This is a genomic window from Morganella morganii (assembly GCF_019242955.1).
GTDB classification, from domain to species: Bacteria; Pseudomonadota; Gammaproteobacteria; order Enterobacterales; family Enterobacteriaceae; genus Morganella; species Morganella sibonii.
In genome coordinates, this window is the sequence record NZ_CP066129.1 from 2,219,659 (window position 1) to 2,237,912 (window position 18,254).

General features: G+C 49.0%; 15 protein-coding genes and 2 pseudogenes. 8 read left to right on the forward strand and 9 right to left on the reverse strand.

Annotated elements, in window-relative coordinates; translation table 11 throughout:
- Positions 1-8: 8 nt before the first annotated feature.
- From JC793_RS10245 to rnm, 4 genes are all read right to left on the reverse strand, one after another.
- On the reverse strand, positions 9-956 hold the full coding sequence (locus tag JC793_RS10245; RefSeq protein WP_218426140.1) for a hypothetical protein: 948 nt from the start codon (positions 954-956) through the stop codon (positions 9-11).
- A gap of 189 nt (positions 957-1,145) precedes the next feature.
- A complete protein-coding gene (rluB, locus tag JC793_RS10250) occupies positions 1,146-2,078 on the reverse strand; it encodes a 23S rRNA pseudouridine(2605) synthase RluB (protein WP_046893429.1) in 933 nt (310 codons plus the stop codon).
- A gap of 110 nt (positions 2,079-2,188) precedes the next feature.
- The gene (locus JC793_RS10255) at positions 2,189-2,809 is read right to left on the reverse strand and encodes an L-threonylcarbamoyladenylate synthase (protein ID WP_054423742.1); all 621 of its coding nucleotides are present in this window, start codon (positions 2,807-2,809) and stop codon (positions 2,189-2,191) included.
- A gap of 13 nt (positions 2,810-2,822) precedes the next feature.
- Complete coding sequence (gene rnm / locus JC793_RS10260; protein WP_218428399.1) at positions 2,823-3,692, reverse strand: RNase RNM; 870 nt, start codon at positions 3,690-3,692, stop codon at positions 2,823-2,825.
- Between the two features lie 337 nt (positions 3,693-4,029).
- Here rnm and JC793_RS10265 point away from each other — a divergent pair, with 337 nt between their 5' ends.
- The 6 genes and pseudogenes from JC793_RS10265 to JC793_RS10295 all read left to right on the forward strand — a co-directional run bounded on the left by JC793_RS10265 (position 4,030) and on the right by JC793_RS10295 (position 11,041).
- Positions 4,030-5,580 carry an anthranilate synthase component 1 gene (locus tag JC793_RS10265; protein ID WP_166707924.1) on the forward strand — a complete coding sequence of 517 codons (1,551 nt, stop codon included), beginning with the start codon at positions 4,030-4,032 and terminating at the stop codon, positions 5,578-5,580.
- Positions 5,580-7,202, forward strand: a pseudogene (trpD, locus tag JC793_RS19600) (bifunctional anthranilate synthase glutamate amidotransferase component TrpG/anthranilate phosphoribosyltransferase TrpD). Before JC793_RS10265 ends, trpD begins: the two are co-directional and overlap by 1 nt.
- Positions 7,203-7,205: 3 nt before the next feature.
- Positions 7,206-8,573, forward strand: a complete 1,368-nt coding sequence (trpCF, locus tag JC793_RS10280; protein ID WP_218426141.1) for a bifunctional indole-3-glycerol-phosphate synthase TrpC/phosphoribosylanthranilate isomerase TrpF — start codon at positions 7,206-7,208, stop codon at positions 8,571-8,573.
- Positions 8,574-8,606: 33 nt separating this feature from the next.
- Positions 8,607-9,797, forward strand: a complete 1,191-nt coding sequence (trpB, locus tag JC793_RS10285; protein WP_052927582.1) for a tryptophan synthase subunit beta — start codon at positions 8,607-8,609, stop codon at positions 9,795-9,797.
- Positions 9,797-10,602, forward strand: a pseudogene (gene trpA, locus JC793_RS10290) (tryptophan synthase subunit alpha). The gene trpB and the pseudogene trpA overlap by 1 nt, the downstream one beginning before the upstream one ends.
- A 124-nt stretch (positions 10,603-10,726) precedes the next feature.
- Complete coding sequence (locus tag JC793_RS10295) at positions 10,727-11,041, forward strand: BON domain-containing protein (RefSeq protein WP_107680228.1); 315 nt, start codon at positions 10,727-10,729, stop codon at positions 11,039-11,041.
- An 80-nt stretch (positions 11,042-11,121) separates the two neighbouring features.
- Here the strand turns inward: JC793_RS10295 and ompW are convergent, their stop codons facing one another.
- Complete coding sequence (gene ompW, locus JC793_RS10300; RefSeq protein WP_046893438.1) at positions 11,122-11,757, reverse strand: outer membrane protein OmpW; 636 nt, start codon at positions 11,755-11,757, stop codon at positions 11,122-11,124.
- 425 nt (positions 11,758-12,182) lie between these two features.
- On the opposite strand from ompW, the gene JC793_RS10305 reads away from it, so the two are divergent.
- A complete protein-coding gene (locus JC793_RS10305) occupies positions 12,183-12,959 on the forward strand; it encodes a YciC family protein (RefSeq protein WP_166707928.1) in 777 nt (258 codons plus the stop codon).
- 9 nt (positions 12,960-12,968) lie between these two features.
- On the forward strand, positions 12,969-13,850 hold the full coding sequence (locus JC793_RS10310; protein WP_218426142.1) for an aminoglycoside 6-adenylyltransferase: 882 nt from the start codon (positions 12,969-12,971) through the stop codon (positions 13,848-13,850).
- A gap of 35 nt (positions 13,851-13,885) precedes the next feature.
- On the opposite strand, the gene JC793_RS10315 is transcribed toward JC793_RS10310, so the two are convergent.
- The 4 genes from JC793_RS10315 to JC793_RS10330 all read right to left on the reverse strand — a co-directional run bounded on the left by JC793_RS10315 (position 13,886) and on the right by JC793_RS10330 (position 18,218).
- A complete protein-coding gene (locus JC793_RS10315; protein WP_348772300.1) occupies positions 13,886-14,305 on the reverse strand; it encodes a YgiW/YdeI family stress tolerance OB fold protein in 420 nt (139 codons plus the stop codon).
- A 168-nt stretch (positions 14,306-14,473) separates the two neighbouring features.
- A complete protein-coding gene (locus JC793_RS10320) occupies positions 14,474-15,001 on the reverse strand; it encodes a hypothetical protein (protein WP_218426143.1) in 528 nt (175 codons plus the stop codon).
- A complete protein-coding gene (locus JC793_RS10325) occupies positions 14,967-15,611 on the reverse strand; it encodes a hypothetical protein (protein WP_218426144.1) in 645 nt (214 codons plus the stop codon). The genes JC793_RS10320 and JC793_RS10325 overlap by 35 nt, the downstream gene beginning before the upstream one ends.
- A gap of 48 nt (positions 15,612-15,659) precedes the next feature.
- On the reverse strand, positions 15,660-18,218 hold the full coding sequence (locus tag JC793_RS10330) for a fimbria/pilus outer membrane usher protein (protein ID WP_218426145.1): 2,559 nt from the start codon (positions 18,216-18,218) through the stop codon (positions 15,660-15,662).
- Positions 18,219-18,254: the final 36 nt, after the last annotated feature.

Sequence of the window (18,254 nt, forward strand, 5' to 3'; positions counted from 1 at the left end):
CAGTAACGTCAGTGTGCCGGGGACGCGTCATCCGCTTTCAGCAATAAAACCCCGGCACCAAATATCTCACCGGTTTCCTGTATGAAATCACTGAATTTCCGGCTCTCTTCTTTATCCGTTTTATTCTCTTTATCACTGTGCAGTAATAACTGACGGTAATAGTTTGCCATCCGCATCAGTACCCTGTGATAACGGCTGTATATTTCATATTTTCTGGTCACATCCGTCTGATTCTGAAACTCCGCCATAATCCCGGTTATTTCCGCCGCAGCCTGACGCAATTCCGGATCCTGAAACTGAATGTCGCGCAGGCGGATATGATTATTGATATCCGCATCCTGTTCCGGCCTGATCACCGTGTCATCAGGCAATGAACTGACACCGCGCGGGTTGTATTCCAGAAAGCGGCGAAACTCTTTCTCATTCATACAGACGGTTACCATTCCCTTTTCACCGGCGACAAATTTATCCAGAACGGCCTTAATATCGGGAATATCAGAAAAATAACGGCATTTAAACATATTATTATCGATAATTTCTGCATTGCTGGTCTGCAATGGCCCCTGATAATAATGGCCGTCAAATTTAAACGTCTTAATAAGAGAGTTAAACTGCGGCGAATACAATGTATCACCGTCATGGATGGTGTAAGAATAATAACGGGCACGGGACGGATTCAGGATTCCGCCGCTGTTCCCGGGATACGCCAGAAAGGAAATCTGCTGTCCCTGCGGGGTCTCCAGCTTATTCAGACCGGAGGGCAGATACGTAATTCCCTCCGAATCGTGTGCAAGATGATAACTTTTTCCGTTTACCGTAAAAAACAGGTCATCCCCGGTAATATTACTGTAGTAATACCGGCTCAGCTCTGGCGTATCACGCTGTGTTCCGTCACCGCATCCGGAAAGCAGAAAGATGAGCGTTAACAGACCGCATCGGGTTATCGCAATAATCATCTCCTCGCAGAGAAACCGCTGTTTTCCGGTTATTCACCGGCGGAAAATAGTGTTTTGATTATTTTAACTCACCCGGCAGGTATTTGCATGATCCCTGTAAAAAAACGTCCCGTGTTTTGAACACAGGACGTTTATAAACGCGGATTCAGACTGAAATAACAGAAATACCGGTTTTATATCACCGGATTATTATTTACCGGTACGGCGTTTCTGTGTATTTCCGGTGCCCTGTCGGCTTGATGCCGGACGCCCGGAATTACGTTTTGATGCGGTGGTGCCTATTTGTGAGTGACGTTTTACCGCACGGCGAATCTGATTCGCTTTGATCCGGCGTTTATCACTTTCCACTGAAACCTTCGTGGTGGTTTCCGGTGACAGGCCCACCAGTTCCCGCAGATAGTTGGTTTTTTCCAGGTTCAGTTCCACCCAGCCGCCGCGGGGCAGCGCTTTAGGCAGATCGATATCACCATAACGGACACGGATCAGGCGGCTGACCTGCACACCGACCGCTTCCCACATCCGGCGGACCTCGCGGTTACGCCCCTCTGTCAGCGAGACGTTAAACCACTGGTTGATACCTTCCCCGCCCTTGAATTTCAGTGAACGGAACGAGGCCGGACCATCTTCCAGCTGAACGCCCTTAAGCAGCTGATTGCGTTTGGCATCATCAACTTCACCGAAAACGCGGACCGCGTATTCACGCTCCACTTCACGGCTCGGGTGCATCAGGCGGTTTGCCAGTTCCCCGTCAGTCGTGAACAGCAGCAGACCACTGGTATTCACATCCAGGCGGCCGACCGCAATCCAGCGGGCTCCCTGAATGCGCGGCAGACGATCGAAAACCGTCGGACGGCCGTCCGGGTCGTGGCGGGTACATAATTCCCCTTCCGGCTTATAATAAGCCAGCACCCGGCACGGGTTTTTCTGTGCATCTTTGATACCTAAAACCCGGCCGTCAAGGCGGATTTTGGCGTTGGTATTAACATCGATACGGTCACCCAGTGTGGCGGTTTTGCCATCAATAGAGATACGGCCCGCTTCGATATAACTTTCAATTTCGCGGCGTGAGCCATGCCCTGCATGCGCTAACACCTTTTGTAACTTTTCTGTTTTCTGGCTCATTGAGCACCCTCTGCTGTCGCCTTCACAGGCGTCATAAAAATCAACCGCAGCATTATACACAGGTTAATGCACGGCGCTAACGCATTTTACACATCTGACGCTCACCGCAATCACCGGAACGGCGTGACATCTCCGGTTCCTTCACGCACCACCACCGGTACGTCGTCAGTCAGATCGATTACTGTGGTCGGCTGCTGACCGATATAACCACCGTGGATCACCAGGTCAACCTGTTTGCCCAGGGTATCATTAATTTCTTCCGGGTCAGATTCCGCAAAATCATTACCCGGCAGAATCAGACTGGCCGACATCAGCGGCTGTCCCATTGCGGCAAGTAAATCCATCGCAATCGGATTCGACGGAATACGCAGACCGATAGTTTTACGTTTTTCACTCATCAGACGGCGCGGTACTTCTTTTGTCGCCCGCAGAATAAAGGTGTAATTGCCCGGCGTATTATTTTTGATTAAACGGAATACAGTATTATCCACATGCGCATACGTGGAGATATCCGATAAATCACGGCACATCAGGGTAAAGTTATGGTTACTGTCTATCTGACGCAGGCGGCAGATCCGTTGTAACGCATCTTTATCTTCCAGGCGGCAGCCGATGGCATAACCGGAGTCGGTCGGGTAAATCACCACACCGCCTTTATTAAAAATATCCACGCTCTGGCTAATCAGGCGTGCCTGCGGGTTATCCGGATGGATATAAAACATCTGGCCCATGTTGTTTCCTCTGTTAATCCTTCAATGACCAATCCTGCCAGATTGGTATCACATCACCCGGCAACCACAATTTACGGCCCAGTTCTATCCACGAACACGGCTGATGAAAATCGGAGCCCTGGGAGGCTTTTAATTCGTATGTTACGGCATACTGCGCCAGTGTCCGGCGCTCATCCGGAGCCTGCTGACACTGCGCCACTTCCATGGCATCGCCCCCGGCCTGTTTAAAGAAACCGCACAGACGTTTAAGCCACTTTGCAGATAAACCATAACGCCCGGGATGTGCCAGCACCGCCTGCCCGCCGGCGGCATGAACCGCTTTCACCGCATCAGGAATATCACACCACTGCGGCGGCACATAGCCGGTTTTGTTGCGGGCAAGATAGCGTTTGAACACCTTCGGAATCGTCGGTTCCACGCCGCGGGCAATCAATACCCGGGCGAAATGTCCGCGGGTGACTTCTCCGCCCTGAGCCAGCGCATTCGCCTCTTCCCAGGTGCCTTCAATCCCGGCCTTTGCCAGCCGTTCACTGATAAGCATGCCGCGTGCCCGGCGCCGCGCTGACTGCTGCGCCAGTAATTCTGTCATTGCCGGATGGGTAATATCAATATTCAGTCCGACAATATGGATCTCATGATGTTCCCAAAGTGTTGATATTTCAACACCATTAATCACTTTTAGCGGCAAATTATTTGCCTGCTGATAATGATGCGCCGCCGGAAGTGCATCCGTGGTGTCGTGATCGGTAATTGCCAGCACGGTCACGCCCATCTCAACGGCTCTGTCCAGTAACTGCTCCGGTGTCAGCATGCCGTCTGACGCAGTGGTATGGCTGTGTAAATCATAGCACGACAGGTCGAGACCTGTATTTTCCGGCTCCATCGCGTCTCCCTTCTGTTCTGACAACGCTTTGTCTGAGGTGACCTCATGACATTTCATCACCCGCCTTTTTGCGGGCAGCACAGTATTCCACAAAAAGCCTTGACACACCAATCTCGATCTAGTTAACTAGTACGCAGAACGAGTTATCTGTAATCACTGTTTATACTAAGGACATCCCATGAACATGCACAAACTGAACAATCGTTGGTGGCGCAATCTTTCCCGTCGGGCGGAATGGTTGTGCGTGCATGTCAGTTAACCGGCTGTACCAAAGCACAGAACCCGCCCCCGTGGCGGGTTTTTTTATGGCAAAAATTCACTTAGCAAGGTAATTATTATGGTCAGCACGATTTTCAGACAACATATCCGGACAGATTATCCGGCTTATCAGCCCGACCCGGCGGCGGTATTTACCGCACTTTGTGCACAGCGCCCTGCAACGCTGTTATTAGAATCCGCCGAAATCGCGTCCAGAGCAAACTTAAAAAGCATGCTGGTTCTGCACAGCGCGCTGCGTATCCGCTGTACCGGACACACCGTGACCGCAGAAGCCCTGACCGCCAATGGCGCGGCACTGCTGCCGGTATTACAGGATCGCCTGTCCGCCGGAACAATCAGCGGGAACACGCTGACACTGCACTTCACGGCCCCGGATGCTTATGCGGATGAAGATACCCGTCTGCGTGCCGCCTCTGTCTTTGATGTGCTGCGTACTCTGATGAATCTGCCGTCACAGGCAGATGAGCGACACACCCTGTTTTGCGGCGGACTGTTCAGTTATGACCTGGTCGCTGCATTTGAAGCACTGCCGGCGGTTGAGCGCACCAACCGCTGTCCGGATTACTGCTTTTATCTGGCAGAAACGCTGCTGACCATCGATCACCAGCAGCAGACCAGCGAGCTCATCTCCCTGACTTTTACAGCGGATGCAACAGAACAAGCCCGCCTGACTGAGCAGCATCAGCAGATATTAACCGCACTGGCACAACCGGTAACCGCATCCGGCACTGTCGCACCGGTTGACATCAACGTGACAACGTCACATTCAGATGCGGATTTCTGCACTATCGTTAATCAGTTAAAACAGTCCATCGTTCAGGGTGATATTTTCCAGGTCGTGCCGTCACGCCGCTTTCAGTTACCGTGTCCGTCTCCGATGGCCGCTTACCGCGAACTGAAAACCCGTAATCCGAGCCCGTACCTGTTCTTTATGCAGGATGCGGATTTCACCCTGTTCGGTGCATCGCCGGAAAGTGCCCTGAAATATGACCCGCTGACCAATCAGATTGAAATCTACCCGATTGCCGGCACCCGTCCGCGCGGTCTGTCAGCAGACGGTTCAGTCGATGCCGATAAAGACAGCCGTCTGGAGCTGGATCTGCGTACTGACCAGAAAGAGCTGGCTGAGCATTTCATGCTGGTGGATCTGGCCCGCAACGACCTCGCCCGTATCTGCCGTCCGGGCAGCCGCAGTGTGGCGGAACTGACCAAAGTGGATCGCTATGCCTTTGTTATGCATCTGGTATCCCGTGTCACCGGCGAATTACGTGGTGACCTTGATATTTTTCATGCCTATCAGGCCTGCATGAACATGGGTACACTCACCGGCGCACCAAAAGTCCGCGCAATGGAACTGATTGCACAGGCAGAAAAAGTCCGCCGCGGCAGCTACGGCGGCGCAGTCGGCTATTTTCGCGGCGATACCACGTTTGATACCTGTATCGTCATCCGCTCTGCCTATGTCGAAAACGGTATTGCCACAGTGCAGGCCGGCGGCGGCGTGGTTCTGGATTCCGACCCGCAGGCGGAAGCCGATGAAAACCGCAACAAAGCCCGCGCGGTGATCCGCGCCATCACCCGCGCCCATCATGCAGAGGAGACATTCTGATGGCTGATATTTTACTGCTCGATAATGTCGATTCCTTTACTTATAACCTGGCCGATCAGTTCCGTGCTCAGGGGCATCAGGTGGTGATTTACCGTAACCGTGTACCGGCGGATGTCATTCTTGCCGCCCTGGAAACAATGGAAAATCCGGTACTGGTGCTCTCTCCGGGACCGGGAAAGCCAGCAGATGCCGGATGCCAGCCGGACGTGCTGAGCCGTGTCAGAGGCCGTTATCCGGTGATCGGTATTTGTCTGGGGCATCAGGCCATTGTGGAGGCCTACGGCGGCAAAGTCAGCCACGCCGGTGCGGTGCTTCACGGTAAAGCCAGCCAGTTGCATCACGATGAGCAATCCATGTTTTCCGGTCTGCCGAACCCGATGAAAGTGGCACGCTATCACTCCCTGGCGGCAGAAATCATCCCGGAAACACTGACCGTGTGTGCCACCAGCGACAATATTGTGATGGCCGTCCGCCATGAACAGGACAAAGTCTGCGGTTTACAGTTTCATCCCGAATCCGTTCTGACACCGGACGGTGCAGCCCTGCTGGCCAATACCCTGGCGTGGGCACAGGCATAACTCAACCTGAAAAACAGATAAAAAAACAGATTAAGGAACAGAGAGATGCAAACATTATTTGAAAAACTTTACCGGGGCGAAACACTGACACTGGCAGAAAGCCGGGAATTATTTTCCGCCATCATCCGGGGTGAGCTGAGTGAAACCCAGCTGGCGGCGGCTCTGATCAGCATGAAAATGCGCGGTGAACAACCGGATGAAATCGCCGGTGCCGCGCAGGCCTGTCTGAACAATGCGCGTGCCTTCCCGCGCCCGGATTACCGTTTCAGTGATATTGTCGGTACCGGCGGTGATGCCTCTGACAGTATCAATATCTCTACGGCCAGTGCTTTTGTGGCGGCAGCCTGCGGGATCAAAGTCGCCAAACACGGCAGCCGCAGCGTATCAAGTAAAACCGGTTCTTCCGATTTACTGAACGCGTTCGGGATCGCACTGGATACCCCGGCGGATGTATCCCGCAGCGCACTGGATGATGTCGGTGTCTGTTTTCTGTTTGCCCCGCACTATCACGACGGCTTCCGTTTCGCCGCACCGGTGCGTCAGCAGCTGAAAACCCGTACATTATTTAATGTCCTCGGCCCGCTGATCAACCCGGCCCGGCCACCGGTTGCCCTGATTGGCGTGTACAGCCCGGCGCTGATCCGGCCTGTCGCGGAAACCCTGAAAGTTCTCGGCTATCAGCGCGCCGCCGTGGTGCACAGCGGCGGGATGGATGAAGTCTCCCTGCATGCGCCGACGCAGGTGGCCGAGCTGCATCACGGGGAGATCCGTGAATACCGCCTGACCACAGAAGACTTCGGCCTGCCGGGTTATGACATGCGGGAACTGCGCGGCGGCACCCCGGAAGAAAACCGTCAGTTGCTGACCCGGTTATTGCAGGGAGAAGGCACAGCAGCCCAGAGTCATGCGGTGGCCGCCAATGTCGCCCTGCTGATGAAACTCAATGATAACGAAGATTTACAGGATAATGCACAGCATGCGCTGGCAATGATCCGCAGTGGTAACGCCTTTGAGCGCGTCACCGCCCTGGCCGCGAGAGGATAAACCATGAAAGGCACCGTATTAGAACAAATCGTGAATGACAAACGTATTTCCCTGATTGCACGGAAAAAACAGGAGCCGTTACTGAGCTTCGCGGATAACCTGCCGCTGAGTGACCGCGATTTTTATCAGGCACTGCGCGATGCGGACACCGCCTTTATTCTGGAGTGTAAAAAAGCATCTCCGTCCAAAGGGCTGATTCGTCAGGATTTTAATCTCAGTGAAATCGCGGCGGCTTATGCCCCGTATGCCTCCGCAGTGTCGGTACTGACGGACGAAAAGTATTTTCAGGGACAACATGACTATCTGCGGCAGGTGCGCGCACTGATCACACAGCCGGTCTTGTGCAAAGACTTTATTATTGATGCTTATCAGGTGTATCTCGCCCGTCACTACGGCGCGGATGCGATCCTGCTGATGCTCTCGGTGCTAAATGATGCGGACTATCACTCATTGTCCACACTGGCACACTCCCTCAATATGGGGGTGCTGACAGAAGTCAGTACGGAAGAAGAACTGAGCCGCGCTGTTGCCCTGGATGCGCAGGTTATCGGTATTAATAACCGTGATCTGCGTGACCTGTCCATTGATCGCCGCCGGACTGCGGATTTTGCCCCGCACATCCCTGCTGACCGCATTGTTATCAGTGAATCCGGCATTACCACACATCAGCATATCCGCGAATTACGCCCGCATGCTGACGGATTCCTGATCGGCAGTGCCATTATGGCGCAGCCGGATTTGGATCTGGCTATCCGCCGCCTGATTTACGGCGAACACAAAGTCTGCGGCCTGACCCGCGCGGAAGATGCCCGTGCAGCTTATGATGCCGGTGCGGCTTTCGGCGGACTGATTTTTGTCGGCAAATCGCCGCGTTATGTGGATGAAACTCAGGCCGCAGAGGTGATGCACGGAGCACCGCTGGCGTATATCGGCGTATTCCGCAACCACGACCCGGCAGATATCGCTGCCGTTGCACGCCGCCTGAAACTGCACGCTGTTCAGTTACACGGTGATGAGGATGAACATGATATCGCGCTGCTGCGATTACATCTCCCGGCGACGTGTGAGATCTGGAAAGCGCTGGATATGTCTCACGGTTCGGACATCACCGTTCCGGACGGCGTGGTGCGGCTGGTGCTGGATAACGGCAAAGGCGGTACCGGGCAGACGTTCAACTGGCAGACCCTGCCGCCCTCACTGCCGGTACCTTTTACCCTCGCAGGCGGGCTGAATGCGGAAAATTGTGTCTCCGCAGCCGCCTCCGGTGCCGCCGGGCTGGATTTTAACTCCGGTGCGGAGTCCGCCCCCGGTATTAAAGATGCAGAGAAACTCCGTCAAATATTTAATCAATTACATCAGCAAGTTGCCTGACTGACGACTGAAAAGAAAAAGGATCAGAAAACAATGAGTAAATTAAATCCCTACTTTGGTGAATTCGGCGGGCAGTTTGTGCCGCAGATTTTAATCCCGGCTCTCGATCAGCTCGAAGATGCCTTTATTGCTGCTCAGGAAGACCCGGAATTTCAGCGTGAATTTACCGATCTGCTGCAAAACTATGCCGGACGGCCGACTGCCCTGACGCTGTGCAAAAACCTGACGGCAGGCAGCAAAACCAAACTGTATCTGAAGCGTGAAGATTTACTGCACGGCGGCGCGCACAAAACCAACCAGGTACTCGGCCAGGCACTGCTGGCAAAACGGATGGGTAAAACCGAAATTATTGCCGAAACCGGTGCCGGACAACACGGTGTGGCAGCCGCACTGGCCAGCGCACTGCTCGGCCTGAAATGCCGCGTGTATATGGGTGCAAAAGACGTGGAACGTCAGTCACCAAACGTATTCCGTATGCGGCTGATGGGCGCGGAAGTCATTCCGGTACACAGCGGCTCCGCCACCCTGAAAGATGCCTGTAATGAGGCACTGCGCGACTGGAGCGGCAACTATGACCGTGCGCACTATTTATTAGGCACAGCGGCCGGCCCGCATCCGTACCCGACTATTGTCCGCGAATTTCAGCGTATGATCGGTGATGAAGCCCGCGCGCAGATCCTCACCCGCGAAGGCCGCCTGCCGGATGCGGTGATCGCCTGTATCGGCGGCGGTTCAAACGCCATCGGTGCGTTTGCCGGGTTTATTCCGGATGAATCTGTTGCCCTGATCGGTGTCGAACCGGCAGGACACGGCATTGAAACCGGCGAACACGGTGCACCACTCAAACATGGCCGCATTGGTATCTACTTCGGTATGAAATCACCGATGATGCAGACAGAAGACGGTCAGATCGAGGAATCTTACTCTATCTCCGCCGGTCTGGACTTCCCGTCTGTCGGGCCGCAGCACGCATATCTGAATGCTATCGGCCGGGCGGATTATGTTTCCGCCACCGATGATGAGGCACTGGACGCATTCAAAACCCTGAGCCGTCAGGAAGGCATTATCCCGGCGCTGGAATCCTCCCATGCCCTGGCACACGCACTGAAAATGATCCGTGAAAATCCGGAGAAAGAACAAATTCTTATCGTCAATATTTCCGGTCGCGGAGACAAAGATATTTTCACTGTTTATGACATTTTTAAAGCAAGAGGTGATTTCTGATGAGCCGGTATGAACAACTTTTTCAGCGTTTGCAGTCCCGTAATCAGGGTGCGTTTATCCCGTTTGTCACTCTGGGTGATCCGTCTGCTGACGTTTCCCTGCAAATTATCGATGCGCTGGTGGCCGGTGGTGCCGATGCTCTGGAAATCGGCATTCCGTTTTCTGACCCGCTGGCAGACGGCCCGGTGATTCAGGATGCTAACCTGCGCGCCTTTGCCGCCGGTATGACCCCGGCACGCTGCTTTGAACTGATTTCACAAATCCGTGCAAAGTATCCTGAACTGCCGGTGGGGCTGCTGATGTATGCCAATCTGGTGTTTCATAACGGCATTGAACAGTTTTATGAAACCGCTGCAAACGCCGGTGTGGATTCCGTGCTGATCGCCGATGTGCCGCTGCATGAATCTCAGCCGTTCCGTGATGCCGCACTGGCAAATAATATCGCACCGGTCTTTATCTGCCCGCCGGATGCGGATGATAAGTTACTGGAAACACTGGCTGCCGCCGGAAAAGGTATACCTACCTGCTCTCCCGTGCCGGTGTGACCGGGACAGAAAAGCGGGCGGAGAAATCCCTGGCCGACCTGACCGCAAAACTGACCGCACTGAATGCCGCCCCGCCGGTTCAGGGATTCGGGATCTCCGAACCGGAACAAGTGCAGGAATCATTGCGCAATGGTGCCGCCGGGGCAATTTCCGGCTCGGCTGTGGTAAAAATCATCGCCGCAAATCTGGATAATGTCCCTGTGATGTGTCAGAAACTGCGGGAATTTACGCAGAAAATGAAAAACGCAACGCAATTATAAGTTTTCACCCGGCCCGCTGTTAACAGCGGGTTATTTTTTGTTGAGAAACATTTGGTTTTCATTAATACTAAAAGGGTCAGGCACATATTATTCTGCTATCCGTGCCGGTAATTAGGAGAACATCATGAAGTACATGAAATTAGTTACCTCATTTTTTGTTGTCATGTTTATGGCTTTCACCCTGTCCGCCTGTGCCCCGACTTCCACCAGTGAAGGTACCGGGGGCTATTTTGATGATTCCGTCATCACCACCAAAGTAAAAACAGCCCTGCTGGGTGAGAAAGGTATAAAATCCACTCAAATCAGCGTGGAAACGTTTAAAGGTAAAGTGCAGCTGAGCGGATTTGTCTCTTCAGAGAAAGAAGCCAACCTGGCAGTAAATACCGCGCGCAAAGTGCCGGGTGTACAGGTTGTGATTAACTCCATGAAGTTGCGGTGACTCTGAATAACAGATTACCGGATATAAAAATGGCGCAATTATTATTGCGCCATTTTTTATGATGCTGATAAGGGGGATTATCAGAATTTGTAACCGACACCGAACATGAATACCCACGGGTCGAGGTTCGTTTTATAAGACTGGTTGGCACCACCGGCTTTGAAATCAACATCTGTTTTGATGTTCATCCACCAGAGAGAAGCGTTCAGCATCCAGTTCTGGTCTAATTCATAATCCAGACCAGCCTGTGCCGCCACACCCCATGAACTGCTCATACTCAGGTCGCTTAAACCTGCGCCTTTACCGGTATCGTTAAATCCTTCATCAAAGAAGAAGGTATAGTTAACACCCACACCTAAATACGGACGCAGTTTATCTTCCGGGGTACGAAAATAATACTGTGCCATTAAGGTTGGCGGTAAATGTTTGGCTGTTGCAATTTCACCTGCTGCCGGAACAGAAATTTTATGCTCAAACGGTGTAGCAGCCAGTAATTCCACACCGATATTATCGGTGATCATATAACTGAACGTTAAACCTAACTGGGTATTATTATTTGCTTCAAAAGAACCAAAGCCCAGAACATTATCGGAGCTGACATTCGGACGCACAGTCGCAGTACCACCACGCACGATAAAATCACCGGCCTGGTGTGCCATTGAAACTGACGGTAAAACAGTTGCCAGTGCTAAACACACTGCAGAAAGTTTTTTCATTATCTATCCCATCCTAAAAAAAAAAAAAAAACACAATAAGTACAGTTTGAAATATACAACCTTAAATCGAATTATGATCTAAGACAGATCACAACATTTAAATAAAAATCACATTTTACGCAAAGATCTAAATTATTATTCCATGGTGATACTTTCATTTATTGATATATATCAAAAACGGCATTTTTCATTTTTACTGCAATCAGTCTTTTTCAGTTTTATGTCAATTTATAAAACATATCACGTAGTGTTCATCAGAAAAAATTTGTATTACTATTGTTAATGATATGTGATTTTTACGTTTTATATTTCCTGATATTCCGTCTGATCACTGTATTTCCGCCTGACGAACAGGTTACAATTCCCGCCATACTGTTTTACAATTGCACCCATATTTTTATTCCACGCTTTACAGGAGTTGTTCCATGTCCATGCCGGTGCCGGTTCTCGCCCGTGACAGCCTTAATTTTTTCCGCAATCAGCTGATGTCCGTTCTGATTATTTCGCTGCTCACCGCCGCAGTTACTGTCGGGCTCAATGTGCTGCTGACCTGGAATTCCAACGGGCTGGCACTTATCCGCGCCCTGGAAACCACCTATGCCACCGAGGGTTCCGGCGGATTTCAGCGGGCAGTTGCAACACTGACCTCCGATGACCAGTGGCAGATGCTGAAAACCGGTCTGGGCACTATCTTCAGCTCCCTGCTGGGTAATGCGGTCTTCGTGACTGCCATGATTTTCCTGATTTTCAGTGCATCACAGGGACAATCTGTTTCCGCTTTACAGGCAATCACCGGATCTGCCGGACGCATTCCGCGCATGCTGGTACTGCTGCTGATCTGTTCACTGGTGATTGCGCTCGGACTGGTCGCCATGTATCTGCCGGGATTAATTCTGGCGATGTTACTGGCGCTGGCACCGATCATTATGTTCACCGAAAAGAACAGCGTATTTACCGCCATAAAAATCAGCGGGAATATTGCACTGAAAAATATCAGAGTACTTCTGCCTGCTATTCTAATCTGGTTTGCCCTGAAACAGGCATCCGTAGTGTTTCTTAGTAAACTTCCTATAGCCAATGAACATATTCTGATGACCCTTATTCTGTTTATTAATAATGTCATCAGCGGACTGGTCATTATTTATCTGTTCCGGTTCTACCAGTTATTTACACAATCACAGTCTGTCAGCGACTATCAGTAAGGCGGACATATGCGCACCGATAATGATATTTACCGGGCAATTCAGGATTATGTCCGTGCTGATGATAATATCCGCGCGGCTATTCTGAACGGGTCACGGGCAAATAAACAGGTTGCTGCCGATAAATATCAGGACTTCGATATTGTCTTTTTTGTACACAATATTGAGGCTGCAAAGTTTCCCGCCCTGCGGAAATCCTTTTTCGGTATTCCGGTATTACAGCAATGCCCTGATGACATGCTTTTGGGCAATGAAGGTATGCCGCCCCGTGCGGCGTATACCCTGCTGATGATATATGAGGATGGTCACCGGATAGACCTGACACTGTTTCCGCTGACGCATTTCGCCTCAGATTACAGACACGACAGCCTGACCATTCCTCTCGCAGATAAAGACGGTCTCTTTGCTGACACAGCCCCGGCAGATGAAAGCAGTTATTTTATCACACCACCCGATGCCCGTTTATTTGCCGAAACCGCCAATGAATTCTGGTGGTGTGCCACAAATGTGGCCAAAGGTCTGGCAAGACATGAAATAACCTGCGCCAAAGCAATGACAGAAGATGTTATACGCCCGGTTTTTATGCAGATGCTGGACTGGAAAATTGGTTGTACCTGCGGGTTTAATCTGTCCACCGGAAAAAACGGAAAATATTTATCCCGTTACCTGACCACAGATGAAATGCAGGCCGTTCTCGATACCTATTCTGATGCAGATCCGGAAAATAACTGGCGGGCGTTATTTCTGATGTGTGAACTGTTCCGCGAATATCAGACAGTGACGGCAGAAACATCCGGGTTTGAAATCAACACACAGGAATGCGACGCGTCTGTTCATTATCTCCGCAAAATTTATAAAACCGCCCGGATTGGTAAAAAATCAGGCCAATAATATGGCCTGATTATCCGGTGTGTTTGCTGTGGTCATTACTGTACTTTGCGCACGGCTTTCACATCCAGTTCGGTTTTATTCCATTCTTTATCGATTTCCCCTTCGACCTCAATTTCATCCTGAGGTGTAACTTTCAGTCCGTTCCAGCGTTTCGGGGAAATTTCAGCACGGATAGTGCCGGTGTTATCTTTAAATTCATAATGTTTGTTATCCAGCTGGCGGACAATCGTACCGCGCAGCATAACCGGCGCATCATCAGATAATTTCAGTGCATCCGCAACGGTCATTTTACGGGCGTCAGGGCCGCTGAAGCCGCCATTTTGTCCTGTTGTGACCGTCGTTGCCGCCGTCGCCGAACCGGGACCTTCAAAACCGCCGTTTGCTGCAAAAACGGAACCGGCTGACCCAGCCAGTAAAGTAGCAAGTAATGCGAATGCAGGTAATTTTTTCATCATTTATCTCCTGTATAAGGAAGCAATGTTGCTTCATGGGATATAGTTAATCATTAAATTCTTAACAGGATCTTAAAGATAGTCCATTTTCCATTAAATTTCCGGTTTACATAAAACTGATAACAATCACCAGAAAAAATCACCAGGTCTGTGTACTCATAAAAATAAAAATTATTGTACCATTATCTGAACATCCATACTGCCGGTATAAATATCCGCCTTAATTTCACCCTTAGCACACAGATTAAAGTAATACGTCAGCAGATTTTGAGTATTCATCGTCACCGCATTAAGATCGTTTTTATTGAAATATTTTAATGCTCCGGCTGCATTATCGTTACATAGCGCATTGTTTCTCGCTGTTGTATCCCGTGATGTCACGATATAAGGTGAAATTGTGGTCGTTGATTTACCCGGCGTCAATGACATTCCGGTATTCGATGTTGTTACCAGCGGATTTCTCGGACGCAGAAAAATACCGCTTACTCCATTTTGATTACAATTAAAGATAATTCCTGCCGGTGAACTTTCAAGCAGAGTTGCAGTCGGGTATGTTTTCGTTAGTTGATTAGAAAACATAATGTTTGTTGAGGTCGTTGGTGTAATATCGCATGTCTGTAATACTTCAATCGCATCTGAAGATGAAAAATTTATCTTTTCTGAACTATCTTTTGCAGGGTCCCTGCCGTGTAGCACCATGTCCTATACCGTATATACTTTTTTTCATAAAATATTTTCCCGGCTCAATATTTCCTACCGCATAAAGATGCAACCCTGTAATAGTCATTGAACTTCTTCCCTGCAGTTCAGGATAATAGGTATTTATACACAGTGGTCCTGAAAGATAAGTATTATCCGGGACTGAACCTGATAGTTTTGAATTTCTGAAAACAGCAGTTCCATAAATAGTTTGCCCGCCACTGTGCCAGGAAAGATAGCGCGTGTCAAACAGAGCATCAGGCGCTGCTAAAATATAATCACTACTATCAGGCTTACTACTGTTATAAAACTTAAACCCATATACATCAGATTGATATGGCACAGATTCGATAGCACCAGCTTGTTCAGAATTAATATTTGCAAATGTCGAACATCGCCCCATAATAGAGCTGACCCCCATCGAATTATAATAAGGCACAATAGAACTAACACCCTTATCATTTATAGCTATCTTAACGCTATTTACCGGATAATACCCAAGATATCCTGACGCCCCCGATGGAATATAATTAATAGCAAAGGAAGGGGATAATAACAAAATCCCTCCCACACCTATTAATATCTTATAAATATATTGTTTAAATATCATTTCCCCTCCCGGTAATATGAGAATGACAAAATAAACCACACCATTTATTTATACACATGGAATATCCAGCATCCTGATTGGTATCTGTTCTGAGGTTTCGATTTTATCTATTCTGTTAAAACGGACAGTACATTGTTGATCTCCCGTCCCCCATCTGATAAATATTTCGCCTGAAGCTGGTAATCCGTTCATATATAGCTGAGAATGGTTTCCCACAATTCCGGTATTGATATCATCATCCGTCTTATTTAACCGTGCAATAGCGCCAAATGGCGGCTGTTTTCCTGCCGGAGACAGTGCCAGCAACACCTGATAACCAATTTTAGTATTAAATTTACGTTTAACAACAGCGCCGTCTGTCGGATAAATTGTCATTGCTGTTTCTTTGAACGTGACATTTTCAGGCAGTGTATCAACATTAACATTTATCTGATTAGCATTAAAACCATTAAGATAAGGCACCACAGTATTACCAAACCGGTCAAATGATGAATTACCGTTAAGCTGTGCTGACTCTGCGCCATCCGCACTGATAACAGCGACGGTGTTCCCGAGAGTACGTGATAAGGTCACTCCGTCACCGTGTGCAACAAGCCCGCCGGACATATTAACGGACAGGCTCTGAGAATCTTCAGAATAGCTGTACCCTCCTGCTATATTTACAATATCACCATTGTAAGATGCATTTGTGCCGGCGCTGTACTGATTACCATCACTGTTCAGATTTTGGTATATTCCGTAAGATAATTTATTATCAAAAGCGCTGTCGGTCACACCCAGCTGTTGCGTTGTTTTATTATTATTGTCCCGCATAAAACTATAACTGGCAGACATATTCCTGACAGTTGCGTTGTTAGAAAATATACTAAACGGTATGTTAACATTTAGTGCAACCCAGCGATTTTCCGGCCAGCCATTATTATCTGTTTTTATACGGTCTATGTTATAACTCAGGTCATAGTTAATACCCTTAATATTGGTATTATATGATACAGATAAATTAGTATTAGAGTCCTGTTCGTTCCAATATGTATTTTTGGTCGCTCTCAGGCTGATTGTTCCGTATTCTTTCAAAGATTGGGTAATTGATGTCTGAAAACTATAACGTGCTCTGCCTGTCAGCCAGGGAGCAAGATCACTTTTCAGCATATACCCTGAGTTATTAAAATCAGAAAAACTATAATAGTCTTTAGTGCTGTAACGCATCGCCGTTAAATCAAACGATGTACCGGTTGATAACATACTTTTTGAATAGCGTACCCGGTAAGACTCTCCGCTGTAATCGTTATCTGCAATTGTGGTTCTTGCATGTATACCATCAACAGATAATGCTCCTGCCATACCTAATGAAAGGCCAATACCGGCAGACGCAGACTGATAATCCTGTGCCAGCAGTGTTCCCCCGTACAGGGTAACATTTTCAGGTAATCCGTAACTGAGTGTACCGAGAAAAAAACGCTGCCGGCGGGAGCCTTCCGTCAGATGACCATCATACTCACCCGCGCTTATCTCATAGCGGTAAGTACCGGGACGCAGCATTACCGGCAAAGACGAATATGCCTGTGTAAATACCCGTTTTGATCCGTTATCTTCCTCAATAGTAACTTCCATATCCCCCGCTGTACCGCCGGAAGGAATATCATCAAGGCGGAACTGTCCGGGCGGGACAAATGTCTGGTAAACAACCATTCCGTTTTGTCTGACAGTAACTGTTGCATTAGTATTAGCTGTTCCGGTAACTACCGGGGCGAATCCACGCCGGTTTCCCGGTTCCATCTGCTCATTGGATGCGAGAGTAAGCCCTTTCATCGGAATACTTTCAAATATTTCACTCCCGGTCGTTATCTGCCCTGCTTTAAATGTTGATTTCAGGTTTAAAATGGCGCGATAGATATGTGTACCTGAGAAGTCTGATGATGATGAGTTTCCGGATTCACCACGTGAGTAGTTATAAGCATAATTCGTTCTGACCCGCCAGGCACCGAAATTAACACCGGCATTTACGTTTGTAAAAAAGGTATCATTACCGCCTGAGCCTGCCACTGAATTACCTGACTGTGTTGTTTTGCCATAATTCATAAAATAATTTAATGTCAGCGCATTAATACCCTCATCTAACAGGTCCGTTTCTAATATATCAAAACTGGTGGACCGCATAGCTATCTGAGGGACAGACACATTGACTGTCAGGTTTTTTAAATCAAAAGAAACAAAAGCATCCGGGATATATTCAGCCAGGTTTGTGATTTTTTGATCCGGCGGAATATTTTTAAATGCAGGAATCGCACTGGTATTAACACCCAGCGCATAAAATTCATCAACAGTAAATTCAGGAACGATTTTTTGTCCGTTGTCAGCGGCAAAGTTGACATCACGTTCCCCGACAGTCTGGCTGTTGACAGAAACCATCATATTATAAGTACCCTGAGAAATAGGGTTTCCTTTCTCATATTGCTCCAGATTAATCTGTGAACTGTCAATTCCTGTACCATTCATCAGAAGATTTGGATCAAAATAAGTCTCAGTTGCAGAATGTGCAGGGAATACTGATACTACACAACAAAACAATAGGTTAGTCTTTATTTGACGTATTTTTATTATTTCCATTTTGCTATGTCCTGAACTGTATCACCCAATTAACTC

Excerpts from the sequence above, each read along its gene's own strand:
- rnm (WP_218428399.1), bottom strand. The coding sequence starts at position 3,692 with ATGGAGCCGGAAAATACAGGTCTCGACCTGTCGTGCTATGATTTACAC.
- JC793_RS10325 (WP_218426144.1), bottom strand. The coding sequence starts at position 15,611 with ATGATATTTAAACAATATATTTATAAGATATTAATAGGTGTGGGAGGG.
- JC793_RS10330 (WP_218426145.1), bottom strand. The coding sequence starts at position 18,218 with ATGGAAATAATAAAAATACGTCAAATAAAGACTAACCTATTGTTTTGT.
- JC793_RS10245 (WP_218426140.1), bottom strand. The coding sequence starts at position 956 with ATGATTATTGCGATAACCCGATGCGGTCTGTTAACGCTCATCTTTCTG.
- JC793_RS10265 (WP_166707924.1), top strand. The coding sequence starts at position 4,030 with ATGGTCAGCACGATTTTCAGACAACATATCCGGACAGATTATCCGGCT.
- trpB (WP_052927582.1), top strand. The coding sequence starts at position 8,607 with ATGAGTAAATTAAATCCCTACTTTGGTGAATTCGGCGGGCAGTTTGTG.
- ompW (WP_046893438.1), bottom strand. The coding sequence starts at position 11,757 with ATGAAAAAACTTTCTGCAGTGTGTTTAGCACTGGCAACTGTTTTACCG.
- JC793_RS10310 (WP_218426142.1), top strand. The coding sequence starts at position 12,969 with ATGCGCACCGATAATGATATTTACCGGGCAATTCAGGATTATGTCCGT.
- trpCF (WP_218426141.1), top strand. The coding sequence starts at position 7,206 with ATGAAAGGCACCGTATTAGAACAAATCGTGAATGACAAACGTATTTCC.
- JC793_RS10320 (WP_218426143.1), bottom strand. The coding sequence starts at position 15,001 with ATGGTGCTACACGGCAGGGACCCTGCAAAAGATAGTTCAGAAAAGATA.
- rluB (WP_046893429.1), bottom strand. The coding sequence starts at position 2,078 with ATGAGCCAGAAAACAGAAAAGTTACAAAAGGTGTTAGCGCATGCAGGG.
- JC793_RS10255 (WP_054423742.1), bottom strand. The coding sequence starts at position 2,809 with ATGGGCCAGATGTTTTATATCCATCCGGATAACCCGCAGGCACGCCTG.
- JC793_RS10305 (WP_166707928.1), top strand. The coding sequence starts at position 12,183 with ATGTCCATGCCGGTGCCGGTTCTCGCCCGTGACAGCCTTAATTTTTTC.
- JC793_RS10315 (WP_348772300.1), bottom strand. The coding sequence starts at position 14,305 with ATGATGAAAAAATTACCTGCATTCGCATTACTTGCTACTTTACTGGCT.
- JC793_RS10295 (WP_107680228.1), top strand. The coding sequence starts at position 10,727 with ATGAAGTACATGAAATTAGTTACCTCATTTTTTGTTGTCATGTTTATG.